This is a genomic window from Lysinibacillus sp. RS11, from assembly GCF_042019215.1.
GTDB lineage: Bacteria > Bacillota > Bacilli > Bacillales_A > Planococcaceae > Lysinibacillus > Lysinibacillus xylanilyticus_A.
On record NZ_CP168124.1, the window covers coordinates 4,704,381 to 4,728,589 of the forward strand.

Annotated in this window: 22 protein-coding genes and 1 other annotated feature; all 22 genes read right to left on the reverse strand. The window is 39.0% G+C overall.

Features of this window, described 5'->3' with window-relative positions:
• Window positions 1-59: 59 nt before the first annotated feature.
• Window positions 60-2,048 (reverse strand): FtsX-like permease family protein, encoded by a 1,989-nt coding sequence (locus AB9L17_RS24325; protein ID WP_068986546.1) that lies wholly within the window; start codon window positions 2,046-2,048, stop codon window positions 60-62.
• Window positions 2,038-2,799, reverse strand: a complete 762-nt coding sequence (locus AB9L17_RS24330; RefSeq protein ID WP_068986547.1) for an ABC transporter ATP-binding protein — start codon at window positions 2,797-2,799, stop codon at window positions 2,038-2,040. The genes AB9L17_RS24325 and AB9L17_RS24330 overlap by 11 nt, the downstream gene beginning before the upstream one ends.
• A 96-nt stretch (window positions 2,800-2,895) precedes the next feature.
• Window positions 2,896-3,912, reverse strand: coding sequence for a sensor histidine kinase (locus AB9L17_RS24335; protein ID WP_223553760.1), 1,017 nt, complete (start codon window positions 3,910-3,912; stop codon window positions 2,896-2,898).
• Window positions 3,913-3,918: 6 nt separating this feature from the next.
• Window positions 3,919-4,602, reverse strand: coding sequence for a response regulator transcription factor (locus AB9L17_RS24340; RefSeq protein WP_068986565.1), 684 nt, complete (start codon window positions 4,600-4,602; stop codon window positions 3,919-3,921).
• Window positions 4,603-4,659: 57 nt separating this feature from the next.
• The gene (locus tag AB9L17_RS24345; protein ID WP_375199901.1) at window positions 4,660-4,878 is read right to left on the reverse strand and encodes a hypothetical protein; all 219 of its coding nucleotides are present in this window, start codon (window positions 4,876-4,878) and stop codon (window positions 4,660-4,662) included.
• Between the two features lie 500 nt (window positions 4,879-5,378).
• Window positions 5,379-6,566: an elongation factor Tu gene (gene tuf, locus AB9L17_RS24350; protein ID WP_068986548.1), complete on the reverse strand. Its 1,188-nt coding sequence runs from the start codon at window positions 6,564-6,566 to the stop codon at window positions 5,379-5,381.
• Window positions 6,567-6,705: 139 nt separating this feature from the next.
• The gene (fusA, locus tag AB9L17_RS24355; RefSeq protein ID WP_068986549.1) at window positions 6,706-8,784 is read right to left on the reverse strand and encodes an elongation factor G; all 2,079 of its coding nucleotides are present in this window, start codon (window positions 8,782-8,784) and stop codon (window positions 6,706-6,708) included.
• An 80-nt stretch (window positions 8,785-8,864) separates the two neighbouring features.
• Entirely contained in the window at window positions 8,865-9,335 is a 471-nt protein-coding gene (rpsG, locus tag AB9L17_RS24360; protein WP_024364378.1) for a 30S ribosomal protein S7, read from the reverse strand.
• A gap of 146 nt (window positions 9,336-9,481) precedes the next feature.
• Complete coding sequence (gene rpsL, locus AB9L17_RS24365) at window positions 9,482-9,901, reverse strand: 30S ribosomal protein S12 (RefSeq protein WP_008181595.1); 420 nt, start codon at window positions 9,899-9,901, stop codon at window positions 9,482-9,484.
• A 98-nt stretch (window positions 9,902-9,999) separates the two neighbouring features.
• Window positions 10,000-10,248 (reverse strand): ribosomal L7Ae/L30e/S12e/Gadd45 family protein, encoded by a 249-nt coding sequence (locus tag AB9L17_RS24370; RefSeq protein WP_068986550.1) that lies wholly within the window; start codon window positions 10,246-10,248, stop codon window positions 10,000-10,002.
• A gap of 138 nt (window positions 10,249-10,386) precedes the next feature.
• Complete coding sequence (rpoC, locus tag AB9L17_RS24375) at window positions 10,387-14,073, reverse strand: DNA-directed RNA polymerase subunit beta' (protein ID WP_068986551.1); 3,687 nt, start codon at window positions 14,071-14,073, stop codon at window positions 10,387-10,389.
• A gap of 207 nt (window positions 14,074-14,280) precedes the next feature.
• The gene (gene rpoB / locus AB9L17_RS24380; RefSeq protein ID WP_068986552.1) at window positions 14,281-17,847 is read right to left on the reverse strand and encodes a DNA-directed RNA polymerase subunit beta; all 3,567 of its coding nucleotides are present in this window, start codon (window positions 17,845-17,847) and stop codon (window positions 14,281-14,283) included.
• A 250-nt stretch (window positions 17,848-18,097) separates the two neighbouring features.
• Complete coding sequence (locus AB9L17_RS24385) at window positions 18,098-18,700, reverse strand: class I SAM-dependent methyltransferase (protein WP_068986553.1); 603 nt, start codon at window positions 18,698-18,700, stop codon at window positions 18,098-18,100.
• Between the two features lie 76 nt (window positions 18,701-18,776).
• Window positions 18,777-19,139: a 50S ribosomal protein L7/L12 gene (gene rplL / locus AB9L17_RS24390; protein ID WP_068986554.1), complete on the reverse strand. Its 363-nt coding sequence runs from the start codon at window positions 19,137-19,139 to the stop codon at window positions 18,777-18,779.
• A 72-nt stretch (window positions 19,140-19,211) separates the two neighbouring features.
• Window positions 19,212-19,712: a 50S ribosomal protein L10 gene (gene rplJ / locus AB9L17_RS24395; RefSeq protein WP_068986555.1), complete on the reverse strand. Its 501-nt coding sequence runs from the start codon at window positions 19,710-19,712 to the stop codon at window positions 19,212-19,214.
• Window positions 19,713-19,744: 32 nt separating this feature from the next.
• Window positions 19,745-19,889: a sequence feature (ribosomal protein L10 leader region), on the reverse strand.
• A 61-nt stretch (window positions 19,890-19,950) separates the two neighbouring features.
• Window positions 19,951-20,649 (reverse strand): 50S ribosomal protein L1, encoded by a 699-nt coding sequence (gene rplA / locus AB9L17_RS24400; protein ID WP_068986556.1) that lies wholly within the window; start codon window positions 20,647-20,649, stop codon window positions 19,951-19,953.
• A 120-nt stretch (window positions 20,650-20,769) separates the two neighbouring features.
• A complete protein-coding gene (gene rplK / locus AB9L17_RS24405) occupies window positions 20,770-21,195 on the reverse strand; it encodes a 50S ribosomal protein L11 (protein ID WP_004233593.1) in 426 nt (141 codons plus the stop codon).
• A 226-nt stretch (window positions 21,196-21,421) separates the two neighbouring features.
• Window positions 21,422-21,955 carry a transcription termination/antitermination protein NusG gene (gene nusG, locus AB9L17_RS24410; protein WP_049662801.1) on the reverse strand — a complete coding sequence of 178 codons (534 nt, stop codon included), beginning with the start codon at window positions 21,953-21,955 and terminating at the stop codon, window positions 21,422-21,424.
• Window positions 21,956-22,522: 567 nt separating this feature from the next.
• Complete coding sequence (gene secE, locus AB9L17_RS24415; RefSeq protein WP_068986557.1) at window positions 22,523-22,708, reverse strand: preprotein translocase subunit SecE; 186 nt, start codon at window positions 22,706-22,708, stop codon at window positions 22,523-22,525.
• A gap of 48 nt (window positions 22,709-22,756) precedes the next feature.
• Window positions 22,757-22,903: a 50S ribosomal protein L33 gene (gene rpmG / locus AB9L17_RS24420; RefSeq protein ID WP_004233588.1), complete on the reverse strand. Its 147-nt coding sequence runs from the start codon at window positions 22,901-22,903 to the stop codon at window positions 22,757-22,759.
• A gap of 76 nt (window positions 22,904-22,979) precedes the next feature.
• Window positions 22,980-23,627: an RNA polymerase sporulation sigma factor SigH gene (gene sigH, locus AB9L17_RS24425; RefSeq protein WP_068986558.1), complete on the reverse strand. Its 648-nt coding sequence runs from the start codon at window positions 23,625-23,627 to the stop codon at window positions 22,980-22,982.
• A 68-nt stretch (window positions 23,628-23,695) separates the two neighbouring features.
• The gene (locus tag AB9L17_RS24430; protein ID WP_068986566.1) at window positions 23,696-24,208 is read right to left on the reverse strand and encodes an NYN domain-containing protein; all 513 of its coding nucleotides are present in this window, start codon (window positions 24,206-24,208) and stop codon (window positions 23,696-23,698) included.
• Window position 24,209: the final 1 nt, after the last annotated feature.

Genomic DNA, 24,209 nt, shown 5'->3' on the forward strand with positions numbered 1-24,209 from the left:
CGACGCAAAAAAAAACAGTATGATCTTAAATAATCATACTGCTTTTAGTTTTTTTCCTATTACAGTGATTCGCGAATGACTTTTTTATAATAACCAATAGAAAGTACAGCGAAAATAGCATATAACGCTATATAGCAGCCCATAGCAATCCATAATGGGATTGTTAACTCAGTTCCAAAGAAGAACCACCCTGATTTAACAGCAAAGTAACTATGGAGTAACCCTATTATTAATGGAACACCGAAGTTAAAGGCTTGTTTCATATATATACCTTTCATAATATCTTTTTCTGCAAAACCGATTTTCCTTAAAATTGTGTATGAACCTCTTTCCTCTTCAGCCTCAGACATTTGTTTAAAGTATAAAATACTACCTGTTGTCATTAAAAATGCTAAAGCTAAAAAGGCCGTTGTAAAAATTGTTATGCCTAATGTTTCAATATTTTCTTGACGCTCACCTTCATAAGATGTTTGCGTAAATTTCATTGTTCTGCCTTCGCTATCTCTAACAGATATAACACCCGAACCTATTGTTTGTTTATACAATTTCTCAGCTAACTCTATATCGCTTTTCGACTCTAATATAATGGTAGTTTGTTTATGAAATTGGAAAAGATCCGATTTTGTAGCAAGCTTTTCAAATACATCATCTGCTACTACAAAAATAGGTCCTCCTGCCCCACCAGTCACAATTCCACTAATAATACTTTCCTTTTGAATATCTACAACATGGAAAGTTTCCTCAAGCTCTCCCGCAGATACTACAATATCACGGTCTTTCTCTAACTTGAACATCGCTTCCATATAACCACCATAGTTTGTTAAGATGGCTTCATTACCAGATACTGATGCCTCAGGAACTCTTTGTTGATAATCAGAAAGTGGAATTGTATAGACAGTTCCTTCCATAGAATAAAAAGGATTACCTTCTTGTTGATCTTCTTCTGGTATTAATTGTCCAACTGCCGCTGTTACACCCTGTAATCGGTAGTCTATTTTATTATAAGCAATTTTATTTTCCTCTAGCTTTTTTAAAAAATCCTGATCATTATCTTCAAGCAATATATAATCACCTGGTACTGAACTATGTGCATGTGCTTCTGATGAATAATATGAAATATATGCTAATGTGGCAATCCCGAGTGATACACCCGTTAAAACAGTAATGAGCGTCAATGATTTTGCATTACTTTTCATACGATGCATAATTGGTGTTAATGCGAGTACATCATGTACAGATAAATGCCCATTTTTCTTTAGACGAATTGAATTCATAATAAATGCTACAGAGAAACGGAAAACGAGAAATGTTCCGCCAATGGTAGAAGCTAAAATAATGATCATATTTAAAAATAAATTGCCTGAATTGTCAATATCGAATAACTTTGTTGATGCATAGTAGCCATATACAATTAACACAAGACCTAAAAAACCGATGACCATTTGAAGTGGACTAAATCGTTTTACACGCTCATCGGCTTGCTTTGCAGCACTGAATAACGATAGTAATGATACGCGATAAATCATCCAAGCCATTTGCACAAGTACAATTACTAGTAGAATGGCAAATACTACGATAGACTGCTGTAATGCCTCTGTACTAAATTTCATTGCCACAAATGTCTCTTTTTCAAGTATGCGCAGTAAGATCATTGCGAATAAGCGTGAGCTAAAGAACCCCGCAAGTATACCTAAAACGACCGCGCCTACAAATAACAGGATACTTTCTACCGCCAATAAGCGTACGATAAGCCCCTTTGTCATCCCTATCAACTGATACAAACCTACTTCCTTACTGCGACGCTTCATAAATAAATGGTTTGCATATAGTACGAAAAACAAAATAATAAAGTACAACATATATGTTGCTGCTTCAAAGCCTGCTGTGGCTGTACCGCTCTGTTGTACAGTAACTAGCACTTCAGGGTTATTTTGCAATGTCACAAAGGAAAAATATAAAGTAACACTAAAAATAAGTGCGAAGAAATATAAATAATAGTGCTTCATATTTTTCTTCATGCTGCGTAACACGAGTTTACTAAGACTCATAACCGTCACCACCTAGCACACTTTGCGTATGCATGATCTCTTGGAAAAATGCCTGTCTCGTTTTATCCCCTTTATATAGCTCACTATAGATGAGTCCGTCCTTTAAAAATAACACGCGTGTACAAAAGCTTGCTGCCACCGCATCATGCGTAACCATCATAATCGTCGCTTTTTTTGTCTCATTAATACTTTGTAGGTTTTTTAAAAGTGCAGTAGCTGATTTTGAATCAAGTGCGCCTGTAGGTTCATCAGCAAATACAAGCGATGGATTTGTAATAAGTGCACGCGCTGCCGATGTACGTTGCTTTTGGCCACCAGATATTTCGTTTGGGTATTTATTTAAAATCTCGGTAATACCTAATAAGTGTGTAAGCTCCTTTAAACGACTCTCCGCAACAGCCTTCGGTAGTTTACTAATGGCTAATGGGAGCAGAATATTTTCTTTCACCGTCAATGTATCTAATAAATTATAATCCTGGAATATGAACCCTAATTGCTCACGGCGGAAATTAGCCAGCGCCTTCTCCTTCATACCACGTAGGTTTTGACCGTTTATTTCAATAACACCTTCTGTTGCAAAGTCAATCGAACACAAAACGTTTAAAAGTGTTGTTTTTCCTGAGCCTGATGGTCCCATAATGCCGACAAATTCACCTTTATTCACTTCTAAATCAATGCCCTTTAAAACCTCTTGAGCTGTTGATTTTTTTCCATATACTTTTTTTACCTTACGACCAATTAAAACTGCCACTTGTAAACGCCCCTTTCTATAGTTCAAGTGTACCCTGTCTACTCCGTCAATTCGTGCGTTTTACATGACAATATAAAAAGGTAGGTGACAATTTCGTCATCTACCTTTTAGTTTGACATATTCATTTTGTAACGGAAAACGTAAGGTAAATATTGAGCCTTCATCTACAGTTGATTGTACACTAATACGAACACCTATCTTCTGAGCCACGTTATGCGCTAAATACAAACCCATGCCTGTTGACTGTGCAGATTCTCTCCCAGCTGTTCCAGTATACGACTTTTGAAAAATTCGAGGCAGATCCTCCTTACAAATACCAATGCCTGCATCTTTTATATGTAGTAAAGTTGCGCCCATCGGATCTACCTCCGTAAATATCAACACTTCTGAATTTGTAGGACTATATTTAATCGCATTGGATAAAATTTGTCGCACGATAAAAGCTAGCCATTTACCATCCGTCTTCACTGTCTCCGTTAACTCATCCACATCAAAACCAATACCTTTTTCAATACACCACGCTTGCATAGCTCTTATTTCCTTATAGACAACCGTTCTGAGCTCGATCTCTGCCATATAATTATCTTTTTCAATCGAAGAAAAACGTGTTTGATGTAGCTGCTGATCGACCAATAAATGTAGCCTTAACCACTCAGCTTCCAATTTACGACGTAAAGTTAAATCTTCTATACGGTCTAACATTAAATTAATCGAAGTTAATGGTGCTTTTACCTCATGAACCCAGGCCAAGAGCTCATCTGTATATTCCTGTATCTGTACTTTTGCCTGATTTAACTCCGTATCCTTATCGTAAAAGACATCTTCAATCTTTGTAAAATACGCAGCTTGAAAAGGTGATAACGCTAAGTTTCTACTGTGTGCGTCATCAAGATGGCTGTCCACATTTCCCAGGAAATCCTTCAACTGCCCTACTTCAACTACATACCGCCATATAAAAAAAACTATAAAACTAACAATCAAGGAAACATTCACATACCAAATTGAAACACCAATTAATCCAGCATCTAAAGTGAATAAAACGTTAAGAATAACAATAATAAATACAAAAAAGCCTATCCATGCAAGGCGTTCTTTTAAAAATAAAAGTAACATTTTCACTCACGTCCCCTGCGTTACTGCCATATAACCCAGTCCCTTTTTTGTTAAAATAACATCCTGTAAACCGATATCCTCAAGCTTTGCACGTAATCTATTTACGTTTACAGATAAGGTATTATCATTTACAAAACGCTCATCGTCCCATAACTTTCTCATTAAATCATCTCTAGAAACAATTTGATCAGACTTCTCCACTAAAATACGTAAAATAAAAAGCTCATTTTTAGTTAAGGAAACAAGCTGTCCTTCATACATAATTTCACTTCGTGCATAGTCAATAACTGCACCATTAAATCGTGTAACATCCATCGACTCTTCTACATAATCATATGTACGACGTAAAATGGCCTGTACCTTTGCAAGTAGTACGTCCATATTGAAGGGTTTCTGTACGAAATCATCAGCGCCCATTTGCATTGCCATCACCATATCCATTGGGTGATCCCGTGATGATAGAAAGAGAATTGGCACCTTTGAGATATGGCGAATCTCACGACACCAATGAAAGCCATCATAGGCTGGTAGTTGAATATCAATCAATACAAGCTGTGGCTTTTCCTCAATAAAATCATCCATCACTTTTCGGAAATCTTTAGGACCAATAACTTCAAGAGTCCATTGTGCAAAACGCGTCTGAATCATTTCAAAAATTGATGGATCATCTTCGATCAGCAATATTTTCATCTCCACTTGCAAATTCCCCTTCCATGAAGTGTTTTTATGTACTAAATATGCACAGTATCATAACGTGAGGTTGATTTCCGCTCCGGCTGGGTGCTTTGTCGCTGACGCTTCGCTTTCGCGCAGATAAAACATTTGTCGCTGACGCCTCGCTTTCGCGCAGATAAAACATTTGTCGCTGACGCCTCGCTTTCGCGCAGATAAAACATTTGTCGCTGACGCTTCGCTTTCGCACAGATAAAACATTTGTCGCTGACGCTTCGCTTTCGCACAGAGCAAAGCTTACTGGGGGCGTCCGATGAGCCGCTTGGGGCAACAGATGTTTTTTGCGCGAAAGCGTAGTGCTAACGTAGCGGCAGTAGCACGATGTTGGTCACGAAGGCGTTATCACAGGACGTGATACTCTTAGCCTTCGTTCCTCTACCGCTGATTCCCAAGGAGTCGCCCAGCCTCCACTTCAATCAACTTATATATGGCATACATTTTTAACAAATAGTCATCCTAACTTTTTGAAGATGAACTATTTAAACGATTGTTAGCAATTAAAAGGGATGCGATTCTGTACTGTACTTTATTTTAATCTCTGGCACTAGCTTTCATCGCTAGCAGTTCGTAAAAAAGACTACTAATTCTGCTTTTTTGGTATTTCACCTATTATGTATACATAAAATAATCTAATTCAAATAAGATTATCAAATGTTCTTTACTTATTTTAACATAAAAAACCAATCTGTAAGCGTCCCTACAGATTGGTTTTGAAAAATTAGCTTGCGCTAAAATTATTTTTGGATAGAAGCAACTACGCCAGCGCCTACAGTACGGCCACCCTCACGGATAGAGAATTTAGTACCTTCTTCAAGAGCGATTGGAGCGATAAGTTCTACTGTCATTTCGATGTTATCACCAGGCATTACCATTTCAACGCCTTCTGGTAAGTTACAGATACCTGTTACGTCAGTTGTACGGAAGTAGAACTGAGGACGGTAGTTAGTGAAGAATGGAGTATGACGGCCACCCTCTTCTTTTGATAAAACGTAAACTTCAGCTTTGAAGTTAGTGTGTGGAGTGATTGAGCCTGGTTTAGCTAATACTTGACCACGTTGGATTTCTTCACGAGCTACACCACGAAGTAAAGCACCGATGTTGTCACCAGCTTCAGCATAGTCTAATAATTTACGGAACATTTCTACACCAGTTACAGTTGTAGATTTAGCTTCTTCAGCGATACCGATGATTTCAACTACGTCACCAACTTTAACTTGACCACGTTCAACACGGCCAGTTGCAACTGTACCACGACCAGTGATTGAGAATACGTCCTCAACTGGCATCATGAATGGTTTGTCAGTTTGACGTTCTGGAGTTGGGATGTAAGCATCTACAGCGTCCATTAATTCAACGATTTTTTCTTCCCATTCTGCTTCGCCTTCAAGAGCTTTAAGAGCAGAACCTTTGATTACAGGAAGATCGTCACCTGGGAAGTCATATTCAGATAGTAGGTCACGGATTTCCATTTCTACTAATTCTAATAATTCTTCGTCGTCAACCATATCACATTTGTTCATGAATACTACTAAGTATGGAACACCTACTTGACGAGATAAAAGGATGTGTTCACGAGTTTGTGGCATTGGACCATCAGCAGCAGATACTACTAAGATACCGCCGTCCATTTGTGCAGCACCAGTGATCATGTTTTTAACATAGTCAGCGTGTCCTGGGCAGTCAACGTGTGCATAGTGACGAGTAGCTGTTTCATATTCTACGTGAGAAGTATTGATTGTGATACCACGCTCTTTTTCTTCTGGAGCGTTATCGATGTCAGCGTAAGATTTAGCTGTACCACCCATTTTTTTAGAAAGAACTGTAGCGATTGCAGCAGTTAAAGTAGTTTTACCATGGTCAACGTGTCCGATTGTACCAATGTTAGCATGCGTTTTTGAACGGTCAAATTTTTCTTTAGCCATTAGAGATTGCCTCCTCAAAATTATATGTTTATATTTTTTTTGTAATTATAGAATGCTTGCTGATGGTGAACGGGCCCATCCACCATCCCACAATCATAGCTTACAAATTAGTTATACTTTATGCAAGATGAAATTTCAATTATTCACCTTTATTTTTTTTGATGATTTCTGCAGCGATTGATTTTGGTACTTCTTCATAATGATCGAATGTCATTGAGAATACACCACGTCCTTGCGTTGCAGAACGAAGAGTTGTTGCGTAACCAAACATTTCCGATAAAGGAACCATTGAACGAACAACTTGAGAGTTACCGCGAGCATCCATACCCTCAACGCGTCCGCGACGAGAAGTAATGTTACCCATGATATCACCAAGGTATTCTTCTGGGATTACAACTTCAACTTTCATCATTGGTTCTAAAATAACTGCGTCACATTGTTTCGCAGCTTCTTTAAGAGCCATAGATGCAGCAATTTTGAACGCCATCTCATTCGAGTCAACGTCATGGTAAGAACCGAATACTAATTTCGCTTTAATGTCGATTAGTGGGTAACCAGCTACTACACCGCGTTCAAGAGAGTCACGAAGACCCGCTTCTACTGCAGGAATGTATTCACGAGGTACTACACCACCAACGATAGCGTTTTCGAATTCAAAGCCTTTACCTTCTTCATTTGGAGAGAACTCAATCGTTACGTCACCGTATTGTCCACGACCACCAGATTGGCGAGTGAATTTACCTTGAACTTTTGCAGAGCTACGGAATGTTTCACGGTAAGATACCATTGGAGCACCTACGTTAGCTTCTACTTTGAATTCACGGCGCATACGGTCAACTAAGATATCAAGGTGAAGCTCACCCATACCTGAGATGATTGTTTGACCAGTTTCTGTGTCAGTGTAAGCACGGAAAGTTGGATCCTCTTCTTGAAGTTTTTGTAAAGCTTGACCCATTTTATCTTGGTCAGCCTTTGATTTTGGTTCTACAGAAAGAGAAATTACTGGCTCAGGGAACTCCATTGATTCAAGAATAACTAGGTTTTTCTCGTCACATAGAGTATCACCAGTAGTAGTATCTTTAAGACCTACTGCTGCTGCGATGTCCCCAGCGAATACTTTAGAAATCTCTTCACGAGAGTTAGCGTGCATTTGTAGGATACGACCTACACGCTCACGTTTACCTTTAGAAGAGTTTTGTACGTATGAACCTGAATCTAATGTTCCAGAGTACACACGGAAGAAAGTTAATTTACCTACGAATGGGTCAGTCATAACTTTGAATGCAAGAGCTGAGAATGGCTCTTCATCAGAAGATTTACGTTCTAACTCTTCGTCACCATCAACTGAAGTACCTTTGATTGCTGGTACATCAACTGGAGATGGTAAGTAATCGATAACTGCATTTAACATTGGGCGTACGCCTTTGTGTTTGAATGCTGTACCACAGATTACTGGGTAGAATTCTACTGCGATCGTAGCACGACGGATAGCCGCTTTAAGTTCAGCAACAGAAATTTCTTCACCTTCTAAATATTTTTCCATGATTTCTTCATCAACACTTGCAACAGCGTCGATTAGTTTTTCACGGTACTCTTCAGCTTGTTCACGGTATTCTGCAGGAATTTCACCTTCAGTTACTGCTGTACCTTTTTCGTCACCGTAGAAAGTAGCTTTCATTTCAACTAAGTCGATGATTGCAGAGAACTCATCTTCAGATCCGATAGGTAATTGAACAGGGTGAGCGTTTGCTTGTAAACGGTCATGTAGAGTTCCTACAGAATATAAGAAATCTGCTCCTGTTTTATCCATTTTGTTAATGAATACAATACGTGGAACACCGTATGTTGTAGCTTGACGCCATACAGTTTCAGTTTGAGGCTCAACACCAGATTGAGCATCTAGTACTGTTACAGCACCGTCAAGTACGCGTAATGAACGCTCTACTTCTACAGTGAAGTCTACGTGTCCAGGAGTATCGATGATGTTTACACGGTGGCCTGCCCATTGTGCTGTTGTTGCAGCAGAAGTGATTGTAATACCACGTTCTTGCTCTTGCTCCATCCAGTCCATTTGAGAAGCGCCTTCATGAGTTTCACCGATTTTGTGAATCTTACCAGTGTAATAAAGGATACGCTCAGTTGTTGTTGTTTTACCAGCATCAATGTGAGCCATGATCCCAATATTACGAGTATTCTCAAGTGAGAATTCGCGTTTCATAGGAAATTTCTCCTTCCATATTGGGGTAAAGACTGTATAAAAGACCTTGTGTTAGCCAATTAGCTAACACATAGGTTAAATTACCAACGGTAGTGAGCGAATGCTTTGTTCGCTTCTGCCATTTTGTGCATATCTTCACGTTTCTTAACTGATGCACCAGTGTTGTTTGAAGCATCTAGGATTTCGTTAGCTAAACGCTCTTCCATAGTTTTTTCACCACGAAGACGAGAATAGTTAACTAGGTAACGAAGACCTAAAGTTGTACGACGTTCTGGACGTACTTCAACTGGTACTTGGTAGTTAGAACCACCAACACGGCGAGCACGTACTTCAAGAACTGGCATTACGTTGTTTAGAGCAGCTTCGAATACTTCGATTGGATTTTCACCAGAACGTTCTTTAACTAGTTCGAACGCACCGTATAAAATCTTTTGAGAAGTACCTCTTTTACCATCAACCATCATTTTATTGATTAAACGAGTTACTAGTTTTGAATTATAAATTGGATCTGGTAACACGTCACGTTTGGAAACAGGACCTTTACGAGGCATGTGTTTTCCTCCTTTCGAATAGTTATCGATTTATTTTATAAAGTTGCCTTATCGTAGTTGTTATTATATTTCAAATCTGCTAGCAAGATTTGAAATTTGTCACACCTACATAAGACTCTTATTAAGAAACACTATATAGTGTTATATTATTTTTTTTCTTTAGGGCGTTTTGTTCCGTATTTAGAACGTGATTGTAAACGACCGTTTACACCAGCTGTATCAAGAGCTCCACGTACGATATGGTAACGAACACCCGCTAAGTCTTTTACGCGTCCGCCACGGATAAGAACAACACTGTGCTCTTGTAAGTTGTGGCCTTCACCTGGGATATAAGCTGTAACCTCAATTTGGTTAGTTAAACGAACACGAGCGTATTTACGTAACGCTGAGTTTGGTTTACGAGGTGTCATTGTACCTACACGAGTACAAACACCACGTTTTTGTGGAGATTTAACATCAGTTAAAGATTTTTTAAATGAGTTATATCCTTTGTTTAACGCTGGTGATTTTGATTTCGTGCTTTTAGATTGACGAGGCTTACGTACTAATTGGTTAATTGTAGGCATCGATTTTTCCTCCCTTCATTTATTCCTTGTTAATACCACACATCCAGGTGGTTCATTTTTTGGGTAAAAACAAAGTCTTTGTGTTTTATACACAAAAACTACACTACAGCAATAGCAACAACCGCTGCTCCAACGTGGATTCCACAGGCCTTGCCCAGTTCCTTTTTGGACTCAACAAGAATAACTGGCACACCGATTTCTCTCGCGAAAGTAATGGCCAAATCGGTTACCCAATTGTCTGCATCAAGTGCCACAAAAAGTTCTTTCACTGAACCATCGCGCATTGCTTTTACTGCTTGCTTTGTACCTATGATTGTTTGACTAGCCCTTACTCTATCATAAGACATTTTCATATCCTCCAAAGTACAGAACAGTTAACTATCAACCTTCAATATATTATCATTACCAATTTCGACTGTCAACTAATATCTTTAAAAAGCCCGAAGAGATGATGAAAATACATCTCTTCGGCATTTATTTAATGATTATTCAGCAGAAATTAGCTCATCTGTGTCAAGCTCATCTTTTTCGATACGGATTTGACGATAACGTTGCATACCAGTACCTGCAGGAACAAGTTTACCGATAATTACGTTCTCTTTTAATCCAAGAAGCTCGTCACGCTTACCTTTAATAGCTGCATCTGTTAACACGCGTGTTGTTTCTTGGAAGGAAGCAGCAGATAAGAATGATTCTGTTTCAAGAGAAGCTTTTGTAATACCAAGAATTACAGGGCGACAAGTTGCAGGGTTTTTGCCATTTAACACAGCATCTGCATTTGCTTCTGAGAATTGGTGGATATCTAGTAATGAGCCTGGTAATAATTCTGTATCTCCAGCTTCAATTACACGTACTTTACGAAGCATCTGGCGAACCATTACCTCGATATGTTTGTCTCCAATTTCTACCCCTTGCATACGGTATACTTTTTGTACTTCTTTTAGTAAATATTCTTGAACTGTTGAAACGTCTTTAACTTTTAACAATTGTTTTGGATCGATAGAACCTTCTGTTAATACTTGACCACGTTCTACAAAGTCGCCTTCTTGTACTTTCAGACGAGCATTGTAAGGTGCTGCATATTTACGAGTTTCGACGTCACCTTGAACTGTAATTTCTTTTAGACCTTCACGGATTTCAGTGATATCCGAAACAGTACCAGCGATTTCTGAAATAACAGATTGACCTTTTGGATTACGTGCTTCGAAGATCTCTTGGATACGTGGAAGACCTTGTGTAATATCGTCACCGGCAACCCCACCAGTATGGAATGTACGCATTGTTAACTGTGTACCTGGTTCACCGATTGATTGAGCGGCAATAATACCAACTGCTTCCCCAACTTCAACCTTTTCACCTGTTGCCAAGTTCATGCCGTAACATTTTTTACATACACCATGTTTTGTATTACATGTGAATGCTGAACGGATTGTTATTTCCTCGATACCAACCTCGATAATTGTACGTGCGATATCTTGGTCGATTAAACCGTCTTTTTCTAAAATAACTTCACCTGTTTCCGGATGTACGATTGTTTTCTTCGTATGACGACCGATAATACGTTCATCTAACGCTTCAATTAGCTCTGTACCTTCCATTAACGCACCAATTGTTAAACCACGGTCAGTTCCACAGTCATCCTCACGAACGATAACATCTTGTGCTACGTCAACAAGACGACGTGTTAAGTAACCTGAATCGGCAGTTTTTAGGGCTGTATCGGCAAGACCTTTACGAGCACCGTGAGTTGAGATGAAGTACTCTAATACCGTTAAACCTTCACGGAATGAAGATTTAATTGGAAGTTCGATGATACGACCAGCCGGGTTGGCCATCAGACCACGCATACCTGCTAACTGTGTAAAGTTAGATGCGTTACCACGGGCACCTGAGTCAGACATCATGAAAATTGGGTTTGTTTTTTCAAGAGACTTCATCAGTTTCGCTTGAATTTCATCTTTTGCAGCACTCCAGCTTGAGATAACACGATCATAACGCTCTTCTTCCGTGATGAAACCACGACGGAATTGCGCTTGAACTTTATCTACTTTTTCTTGAGCTTCTGCTAAAATTTCACCTTTGTCTGGTAATACGACGATGTCAGATACACCTACAGTAATACCAGCGCGTGTTGAATATTTGAATCCTAGGTTTTTCATACGGTCAAGCATTTTAGATGTTTCAGTAATGTGGAAACGTTTAAACACTTCAGCAATGATATTTCCTAAGAACTTCTTACGGAATGGGTTAACAACTGGTACTGATGCAAAGTGTTTGCGTAATACAGCTGTACGTTGTGCATCAACTTTGCCTTTTTCATCAAGTGCATTATAGGCTGCATCTGCTTCAAGTTCTTTTAACGTTTCTTCATCAATTGTTAAATTAACAAAGAATTTGTCTGGTGTTTCTTGCTCTAAGTTGAAATCAGTTGGCTCGTTAATGTATGGGAATGATTTCGGCAAGATTTCGTTAAAGATTACTTTACCAACAGTCGTTAATAAGAACATATCATTTTGTTCTTCAGTAAACGTTGGGTTATTTAACGAACCTGCTTTAATTGCAATACGAGTATGCAAATGAACATGACCTGTATCATATGCAATTAGTACTTCGTTTGGTCCATAGAAAATTGATCCTTCACCACGAGCATCCTCGCGTTCAAGTGTTAAGTAATAGTTACCTAATACCATATCTTGAGATGGTGTTACAACTGGTTTACCATCTTTCGGGTTCAGGATATTTTGTGCAGCAAGCATTAGAAGACGGGCTTCAGCTTGTGCTTCTGCTGATAATGGTACGTGAACCGCCATTTGGTCACCATCGAAGTCAGCGTTATAAGCTGTACATACTAACGGGTGAAGACGAATAGCACGACCTTCAACTAATGTTGGTTCAAAGGCCTGAATACCAAGACGGTGAAGCGTTGGTGCACGGTTAAGTAATACTGGATGCTCGCGAATTACATCTTCTAAAACGTCCCATACGTCGTTGTTTAAACGCTCGATTTTACGTTTAGCAGATTTAATATTATGTGCAAGACCACGTTCTACTAACTCTTTCATCACGAACGGCTTGAACAGCTCAATTGCCATTTCTTTCGGCAGACCACATTGGTACATTTTTAAGTTTGGACCTACTACGATAACCGAACGACCAGAGTAGTCAACACGTTTACCTAGTAAGTTTTGACGGAAACGACCTTGTTTACCTTTCAGCATATGTGAAAGTGATTTTAATGGACGGTTACCTGGACCTGTTACTGGACGACCACGACGACCGTTATCAATTAATGCATCAACAGCTTCTTGTAACATACGTTTTTCGTTTTGAACGATGATACTTGGAGCACCAAGGTCTAGTAAACGTTTTAAACGGTTATTACGGTTGATTACACGACGATATAAATCGTTTAAGTCAGAAGTTGCGAAACGGCCACCATCTAATTGCACCATCGGACGAAGCTCCGGTGGAATAACTGGTAGTACATCTAAAATCATCCATTCAGGAGAGTTACCTGAGTTACGGAATGATTCAACAACTTCAAGACGTTTAATTGCACGTGTACGACGTTGACCTTGTGCTGATTTTAACTCTTCTTTTAAAGATTGAGTTTCATCTTCAAGATCAATTTTGCCTAATAATTTTTTAATTGCTTCAGCACCCATAGATGCTTCGAATGTGTTGCCGAATTTTTCGCGATATGCACGGTACTCTTTTTCAGAAAGTAGTTGTTTACTTTCTAAGTTTGTAGCACCTGGCTCGATTACAACGTAAGAAGCAAAGTAGATTACTTCTTCTAGTGCACGTGGGGACATATCTAAAATAAGACCCATACGGCTAGGAATACCTTTGAAGTACCAGATGTGAGATACTGGTGCTGCTAATTCGATGTGGCCCATACGTTCACGACGAACTTTAGCGCGTGTTACTTCCACTCCACAACGATCACAAACTACGCCTTTATAGCGTACACGTTTGTATTTACCACAATGACACTCCCAGTCCTTAGTTGGACCGAAAATACGCTCACAGAATAAACCATCTTTTTCTGGTTTTAAAGTACGATAGTTGATTGTTTCAGGTTTTTTAACTTCACCGTATGACCAAGAACGGATCTTGTCAGGAGAAGCTAAACCAATTTTCATATATTCAAATTCATTAACGTCTATCAAGGAGCCTACCTCCCTCTAGTATAGGTCTTTATAAAGACTCTTTTACGCAGCTCGATAATCGTTTGCAAAGAAATGCCTCTTTAACAAAGGATTAAAAATAGAATGATTTATTGAAAGAAAAAGCCGGGCAGGGCGTTAAATCCTGCCCGGCTAGTTTGAAAAATAAGTTTGACCTTATTCACAAAGGCTGTGAATTTGGGTTATCCATTATTCAAAAGACTCTACTGGCTCTTCTTCTTTATCTTGCTGTGGTGCAATGTTAAGAGCATCAGCTGGTTGAAGATCATCTTCCTCGTCTAAGTCACGAAGTTCTACCTCTTCATCATTAACTGTTAACATTTTCACATCCATACCAAGAGATTGAAGTTCTTTAATCAATACTTTGAATGATTCAGGAACGCCTGGCTCTGGTACACTTTCACCTTTAACGATTGCTTCGTATGTTTTCACACGACCAACAACGTCATCAGATTTAACTGTTAAGATTTCTTGAAGTGTGTAAGCAGCACCGTATGCTTCAAGTGCCCATACTTCCATCTCACCAAAACGTTGTCCACCGAACTGTGCTTTACCACCAAGTGGCTGTTGAGTAACAAGTGAGTAAGGACCAGTTGAACGTGCGTGAAGTTTATCATCAACCATGTGAGCAAGTTTGATCATGTACATGATCCCTACTGATACGCGGTTATCAAATGGTTCACCTGAACGTCCATCATACAGGATTGTTTTACCATCACGGTTCATACCTGCTTCTTCCATCGTTTCCCAAACATCTTCCTCGTTGGCACCATCAAATACTGGAGTTGCCATATGAACGCCTAAGTAACGAGAAGCCATACCTAAGTGTAGCTCTAAAACTTGTCCGATGTTCATACGAGAAGGTACGCCTAGTGGGTTTAACATGATATCGACAGGAGTTCCGTCTGGCATGAATGGCATATCCTCTTCCGGTAAGATACGAGAGATAACCCCTTTGTTACCATGACGTCCGGCCATTTTGTCCCCAACGCGAATTTTACGCTTTTGAACAATGTAAGCACGAACTAATTGGTTAACACCTGGTGGTAATTCATCGCCATCTTCACGGTTAAATACTTTCACGTCAAGAATAATACCACCAGCACCGTGTGGTACACGTAATGAAGTATCACGAACTTCACGAGCTTTTTCACCGAAGATAGCATGTAATAGGCGTTCTTCAGCAGTTAATTCTGTAACTCCCTTAGGTGTTACTTTACCTACAAGAATGTCACCGTCACGTACTTCTGCACCGATACGGATGATACCACGTTCGTCTAAGTTACGAAGTGCATCTTCCCCGACGTTTGGAATATCGCGAGTGATTTCTTCAGGTCCTAATTTTGTATCACGAGACTCTGATTCATATTCTTCAATATGAACAGATGTATAAACATCGTCTTTTACAAGGCGTTCGCTCATGATAACAGCATCCTCATAGTTAAAGCCGTTCCAAGTCATGAACGCCACAAGTACGTTACGACCAAGAGCAAGTTCACCATTTTCCATAGATGGACCATCTGCTAAAATATCACGAGGTTTCACACGTTCGCCAACTTTTACAAGTGGACGTTGGTTGTATGAAGTACCTTGGTTAGAACGAATGAATTTTTGTAATTTATATTTTGTTAAATCGCCTTTAACTTCTTTACCATCGACGACTTCAATTCGACGAACATGGATAGAGCGAGCTTCTACATGCTCAACAATACCATCATATTTCGCTACTACAGCCGCACCAGAGTCACGCGCATCAACATGTTCCATACCAGTACCAACGAATGGTGCTTCTGGGTTAAGAAGAGGAACTGCTTGACGTTGCATGTTGGCACCCATAAGTGCACGGTTCGAGTCATCGTTTTCTAAGAACGGGATACATGCAGTCGCAGCCGAAACTACTTGTTTAGGAGAAACGTCCATGTAGTCCATTTGTGCTTTATTGAATACTGTATTATCCCCACGGAAACGACCTACTACTTCGTCTTTAGCAAATGTACCATCAGGATTTAATAGTGAGTTCGCTTGTGCTACATAGTAGTTATCTTCTTCGTCAGCTGTTAAATAATCAATTTGCTCCGTTACTCTACCTGTCTCGTGGTCAATACGACGATAAGGTGTTTCAATGAATCCAAATTTATTTACTTTGGCAAATGAAGATAATGAGTTGATTAAACCAATGTTTGGACCCTCTGGTGTCTCGATAGGACACATACGACCATAGTGAGAATAGTGAACGTCACGTACTTCAAATCCTGCACGCTCACGTGTTAAACCACCAGGTCCTAATGCAGAAAGACGACGTTTATGTGTTAATTCTGCCAATGGGTTTGTTTGGTCCATGAATTGTGATAACTGAGAGCTACCGAAGAACTCTTTAATTGACGCAATTACTGGACGAATATTAATTAATTGTTGTGGTACGATAGCAGCTGTATCATTAATAGACATACGCTCACGTACTACACGTTCCATACGAGATAAACCGATACGGAATTGGTTTTGTAACAGCTCACCAACAGAGCGTAGACGACGGTTACCTAAGTGGTCGATATCATCTGTTGCCCCTACTTGGTAAAGTAAGTTGAAGAAATAACTTACTGAAGATAATACGTCAGCAGGTGTAATATTCTTCACTTCTTCATCGATGTACGCATTACCAATAATATTGATTTCTTTTTGTGCTTCATCTTTTGGTGCATAAATTTTAATAGACTGAATTGTTACGTCATCCTCAAGCACTCCACCTACTTGTGATAAAGTGCGGTAACCGATTCCTTTTGATGAATCTTCTAGATACGGTAAGATTTTATCTAAAGTACGACGGTCAAGAACTGTACCTTTCTCTACTAAAATTTCGCCTGTTTCTGGGTCTACAAGCGTTTCAGCAATCGTTTGGTTAAATAAACGATTTTTGATATGAAGCTTTTTATTCATTTTGTAGCGACCAACATTCGCTAAATCATAGCGTTTTGCATCAAAGAAACGAGAGTATAATAAACTCTTCGCACTTTCAACTGTTGGTGGCTCACCTGGACGTAAACGTTCATAGATTTCTAAAAGTGCTTTTTCTGTACTTTCAGAGTTATCCTTTTCTAGCGTGTTACGTAAATACTCGTTGTCACCGATAATATCGATAATTTCTTGGTCTGAACCGAAACCTAATGCACGAAGTAACACTGTTGCTGGTAGCTTACGCGTACGGTCAATACGTACATATACTACGTCTTTCGCATCAGTTTCATATTCTAACCATGCACCGCGGTTCGGAATAACTGTAGCTCCAAAACCTTTTTTACCGTTTTTATCAGTTTTATCATGGAAATACACACTCGGTGAACGAACTAATTGTGAAACGATAACACGTTCAGCACCATTGATAATGAACGTACCTGTCTCTGTCATTAATGGGAAGTCACCCATGAAGACATCCTGTTCTTTCACTTCGTCTGTTTCTTTGTTGTAAAGACGTACTTTCACACGTAATGGAGCTGCGTAAGTAACATCTCGCTCTTTACACTCATCGACATCATACTTAGGATCACCTAATGAATAATCGATAAATTCTAATGAAAGATTGCCTGTAAAGTCCTCGATCGGCGAAATGTCACGGAACATTTCACGTAAACCTTCTTCAAGGAACCACTCGTAAGACGCCGTTTGAATCTCAATCAGATTTGGAAGCTCAAGCACCTCTTTAATACGCGCAAAGCTTCTACGCTGGCGGTGTTGTCCATACTGAACTAGTTGACCTGTCAACTCATTCACCCCTCAATAAAGCGATATTAGGTCTTTGCAAATTCATACAAATAGTGTATGATTTCGAAAGACAAAAAGAAAACGAGTCTTCAAAAAGATCTCATTTTCGGTTAACTAAACTTATCTTGGCAAGTATACCCACATTTAAACAATCATATACAAAAGGGCACACGACCTCAAAATAATATTTTTGCATTGTATCATGTTATCATAGCCGATTTGTCAAGTCAATATTTTATACATATTTCACTTATTTTTTTGCACGTACTATCCAGTACCCTTTTTTCTTCTCCACAACATCGACTTCTGAAAATTTTTCTTCTAAGTAACTTACCGTTGATGGTGCACCTTGCTTCTTCTGTATAACTACCCACAGCTCACCGGATGTCGCTAACTTATCGTAAGCACCATCGTAAAAACGGAAAACTGTTTCCTTTCCTGCACGAATTGGAGGATTAGTTAATATAGCTGCAGCTTTTACATTTTCTTCGACCATCGATAGTCCGTCACTCACAAATATTCGTACATTTTGAACACCGTTTACTTGCGCATTTTTTTGCGAAAGCGCGACTGCACGTTCATTAATATCCATCATAAAAACGGTACGGTCTGGGTTTGTTTTGGCGATCGATAATCCTATTGGTCCGTAGCCACAACCCACATCCAAAATTGCACCATCAATATCAGGCATTTGAAAAGCATCTATTAAGACACGGGATCCAAAATCTACTTCGCTTTTACTAAATACACCTGCATCCGTTTCAAAGGAAAACGTATGACCTAATAATTTGAAGGTCCAATGACGAGGTTTACTCTCAGTTTGAGGCTTACTTGTATAATAATGATCTGACATTTTCACGCCTCCTCAGAATGAAGAAAAAAGCTCGCCGCAATGACGAGCTTTCCTCTTGTTTAAAAGTAATGCGAGATTACTTAACTTCTACAGATGCGCCAACTTCTTCAAGTTTAGCTTTGATTTGTTCAGCTTCATCTTTAGAAACGCCTTCTTTAAGAGCTTTAGGAGCGTTATCTACTACTTCTTTAGCTTCTTTAAGACCTAAACCAGTGATTTCACGAACCACTTTGATTACTTTAATTTTTTCTGCACCAGCAGATGCTAATACTACGTCAAACTCAGTTTTTTCTTCAGCAGCGCCAGCAGCAGCACCACCTACTACTGCTACAGGAGCAGCAGCTGTTACACCGAATTCTTCTTCGATAGCTTTTACTAAATCGTTTAATTCAAGAACTGTCATAGCTTTGATAGCTTCTAAGATTTGCTCTTTATTCATTATAATTTCCTCCTAATTGGATAATGTTTTATTTTTGCGGGTCAGGCCGCAGAAGTTATAGTGCGTAAGAAATTACGCGCCTTGTTCTTCTTTTTGTTCTGCAACAGCTTTTGTTGCAAGTGCGAAGTTGCGCACTGGAGCTTGAAGTACAGATAAAAGCATAGAAAGAAGACCTTCGCGTGATGGAAGTTCTGCAAGTGCTTTAACATCTTCAACAGAAGAGATTGTACCTTCGATAATACCTGCTTTAATTTCTAAAGCTTCATTTTTCTTAGCGAACTCGTTGATGATTTTAGCAGGAGCTACAACATCTTCATTTGAGAACGCAATTGCGTTAGGACCAACTAATACGTCGTTGATTCCTTCAAGGCCAACAGCTTCAGTAGCACGACGTGTTAAAGTGTTTTTGTAAACTTTGAACTCAACGCCAGCTTCACGAAGTTGCTTACGAAGCTCAGTTACTTGTGCAACGTTAAGACCACGGTAATCCACAACTACTACAGAAGCAGCGTTTTGGAATTTTTCAGTAATCTCTTGAACTTGTACTTGTTTGTTTTCGATTGCTTTGCTCATGATGACACCTCCTATTAGAATGGGTCATTTATACCGTCAAAAGAAAAGCCTCTGGGTCACATAGACACAGAGGCTGAAAGTCATCATCTTTAATAAGAATCCGAATTCCGATGTCCTCGGTAGGATCATTAAGTGACAAGTCACTCCTACTGTCTACGGTACAAATGGATGATTCACAACAGCAACCATCTTATCATAGATAGACAGCGCCGTCAACAGGTTTACATAAAAACTTTAATTATTTTACTACTACGTTTGAAGCGTCAATTTTAATAGCTGGACCCATTGTAGTTGTAACGTTTACAGATTTCATGTAAGTACCTTTAGCTGCAGCAGGTTTTGCTTTTTGCACTACATCAAAAACAGTTAAGAAGTTTTCTACTAATTTTTCTGTAGAGAAAGAAGCTTTACCGATAGGTGCGTGGATGATACCAGCTTTATCTGCACGGTATTCTACTTTACCAGCTTTAATTTCGTTGATAGCTTTTGTTACATCGAAAGTAACTGTACCAGTTTTAGGGTTTGGCATTAAACCTTTAGGTCCTAATACACGACCAAGTTTACCAACTTCACCCATCATGTCAGGAGTTGCAACGATTACATCGAAATCAAACCAACCTTGTTGGATTTTTTGGATGTATTCTGCATCGCCTACATAGTCAGCACCAGCAGCTTCAGCTTCTTTAAGTTTTTCACCTTTAGCGAATACTAATACACGTTGAGTTTTACCAGTACCGTTTGGTAGCACTACTGCACCACGGATTTGTTGGTCGTTTTTACGAGTATCGATTCCTAAACGGAAAGCAACTTCTACAGTAGCGTCGAAGTTCACTGTGCTAGTTTTTTGAGCAAGTTCGATTGCTTCTTGAGCGCCGTATAATGCGTTACGGTCGATTAATTTTGCTGCATCTTGCAGTTTTTTACCTTTTTTAGCCATTATATAATTCCTCCTTGATTGTGGTTATAGCGGATTTTACCTCCCACGAATAAAGGTTGCGCGTTCACAAAGAAACTCCGCAACCTTCCAAAAAAACAAATACATCATCAAGTAATGGGATTAGTCTTCGATAACAATACCCATGCTTCGTGCAGTACCTTCAACCATTAACATAGCAGCTTCTACTGAAGCAGCGTTAAGGTCTGGCATTTTAGTTTCAGCGATTTCGCGAACTTTATCACGTTTAACCGTTGCCACTTTTTTACGGTTTGGTTCACCAGATCCAGATTGGATACCAGCTGCTACTTTAAGTAGAACTGCTGCAGGTGGAGTTTTTGTAATGAAAGTGAAAGAACGGTCTTCGAATACTGAAATTTCAACTGGAATAATAAGACCAGCTTGATCAGCAGTACGCGCATTGAATTCTTTACAGAATCCCATGATGTTCACACCCGCTTGACCTAATGCAGGACCAACCGGCGGAGCTGGATTTGCTTTACCAGCAGGGATTTGAAGTTTTACAACTTTAATAACTTTTTTAGCCACGAGACACACCTCCTTAAGTCCGTGATGTGGTAATTGGGTTGCCCCTCCCACTCAATATCTGTCTGTCAGCTAATTGCCGATAACATTAAAATTATCATTGCAGACGTCAAACCAAAGTATGACAATCTGACCTAGAAATGATACCACTTTTAATTTTTTTAAGCAAGTAGTAATTAACAAAATCTGCGACATACGTCTTAGACATATGTCACTTTAGTTACTAGAACTACATTTTTTGTATTTGCTCAAAATCTAGTTCCATAATTGTTTCGCGACCAAACATGTCGACAGAAACTTTCACTTTTCCTTTTTCAGTATCAATTTCTTCAACACGTCCTTGGAAGTGAGCAAAAGGCCCTTCTAATACTTCTACTGCTTCTCCAACAGAAATATCAATCTCGACAATTTTGTCAGTCATTCCCATTTGTTGTAATAGACGATCCGCTTCTTCAGGTAATAAAGGTGTCGGTTTTGCACCACCACCAGATGAACCGATAAAGCCAGTTACACCTGGCGTATTACGTACAACATACCATGAATCATCTGTCATAATTAGCTCTACTAAAACATAACCAGGGAAAACTTTACGCATCATTGTACGCTTTTTCCCATCCTTCATTTCTGTTTCTTCGTGTTCAGGCACAATAACACGGAAAATCTTATCCTGCATACCCATTGTTTCTACACGTTTCTCTAGGTTTGCTTTTACTCGGTTTTCATACCCTGAATACGTATGAACAACATACCAATTTTTCTCCATAACTACTAGGACTCCTCGTCCGTCCCTCCCTTACCAAATCAATTACGCCTTGGCGTAATTGTGTCTGGATTTTGTATTGTGCTTGCACAATTGGTTCCTTTCAAAATCCGCGACATCTGCCAATGACTTTATCTTCATTCAGTCGGTGTTTTAACACTTACTAAAAAGGAACTGCATTTGCATTTATCCTACCACTTTTAGAAGCAGGAATCTTCTACTGAATGAAGATACAAGTGAAAAAATGAATCGCGATATACACTAAGCGTATCCTTTACTCTTTTCACAAACTACCTATTAGAAAAACATTGCTTCCGCTAATAGTCTAGTGAAAGCCCGATGATCTATACCAAAACTAGCATAGTCATCTATTGCTACCCTCATACTATCCCTAGTAGCATACTTATCATATTGAGAATATTTTACTGCTGTTCACTTCTTCAATTTCACCTTGGCGTAATTCTTTCGCACAGAAAAGATCTGCCGAATGAAGATAAAACAAACGAAAAAACCCGTTTATTGTAATGACGGGCTATTTCAGAAGTATTAACATGCTATTCACTAAATAAATTATAACTCTAAGTACCAGCGGAGTAATGATGAAATACCTAAATCAACTAACACAAAAAATAAAGCCATAATTACAACAGTTGAAATTACAACGACTGTATATTTCGTCAGTTCTTTACTTTTTGGCCAGCTTGTTTTGCGCATTTCCGACATTACATTGCTGAAAAAGCCTTTAATCTTGCCCATTCTAGCCTGACCTCCGAATCAATCATATCTGTCTATTTACAAATTGTTTTATAGCGTTTGTTTATGCATTGTATGTTCATTGCAATGCGAGCAAAATTTCTTTAATTCGAGGCGTACAGTTGAACCTTCCTTAGCAGGAAACGTGTAATTTCTCGATCCACATTTTTCGCAATTTAAAACGACTTTTTTTGCCATATAATCACCTTTTCGGCACTTTGTCTTTTCAAGACTAACACCTATATTTGTCAATGTCAACAAGGGTATGCAACCGCTAGGACATTTCTTCAAGTACTAAATGTCGCTCTAATTTACGCTTTACTCGTTGTAAAGCATTGTCAATGGATTTCACATGACGATTTAATTTCTCGGAAATTTCATGATAAGACTGGCCATCTAAGTAAAGAGCTAATACTTGTAGCTCTAATTCACTTAAAATCTCACTCATCTTTTCTTCTAAGTAACCAAACTCTTCTCTATGAATCATTAATTCTTCTGGATCATCCATAATAGCACCTGTTAACACGTCCATTAATGTACGATCTGATTCTTCATCAAAAATAGGCTTGTCCAAAGAAACGTAAGAATTTAATGGTATATGCTTTTGCCTTGTAGCTGTTTTAATAGCCGTGATAATCTGTCTAGTAATACACAGCTCAGCAAAAGCTCTAAAAGAAGCCAGCTTATCTCCCTTAAAATCACGAATGGCTTTATATAACCCAATCATGCCCTCTTGCACAATGTCTTCCTTATCCGCACCAATTAAAAAATAAGATCTAGCCTTTGCTCTTACTAACAAACGGTATTTCGTAATTAAATAATCCAACGCATCTGTATTACCTTGATGCACCATTTCAATAAGTTCTTCATCATTGAATCGTTCAAAATCTTGTGTCACTTGTACAATACTATTTTTAAACATGGTATCACCTCAGCCACAACAGATAATTAGGAACAGTATAACGGAATTGGAAAATATGAGTCAATCAATCATTTCAAACCACGCCGCCATTTTTCAAAAGCCACAGCAACATCAGGCTTTAGCTCTATCCGAGATGGCGGCTTGCTATCCTGTTTTTGTTTCACATCATGAGAAATTTTATGCTGAATAATGCCCATATCAATTTCTAGCTCTCGGGCCGATTTCCGCAAAGCACCATTACCAAAAATCACACTTTGCTCTGCCATATCCGAAGTAGCTACATGAATCTGAACATTTCTAGCTTTTAGTTCTCGTGTCATCTTTTCAATACGTTCATCTGCTGTTTCGTTTTTTCTTGTATAAATGACTTCGATATCATTTTCTATATAAGATTGCTCCACACCTGGTACAAGATGAGCGTCAAAAACGATAACGACGCGCCATCCCATAGCAGCCTTATACTCAGCCATAAGTTCAATTAATCTCTTACGAGCATCTTCAAAATTCGTATCTCGTAATGGCCGTAGCTCTTTCCAAGCTCCAATCATATTATAGCCGTCAACCAGCAAAATGTTGTTCATT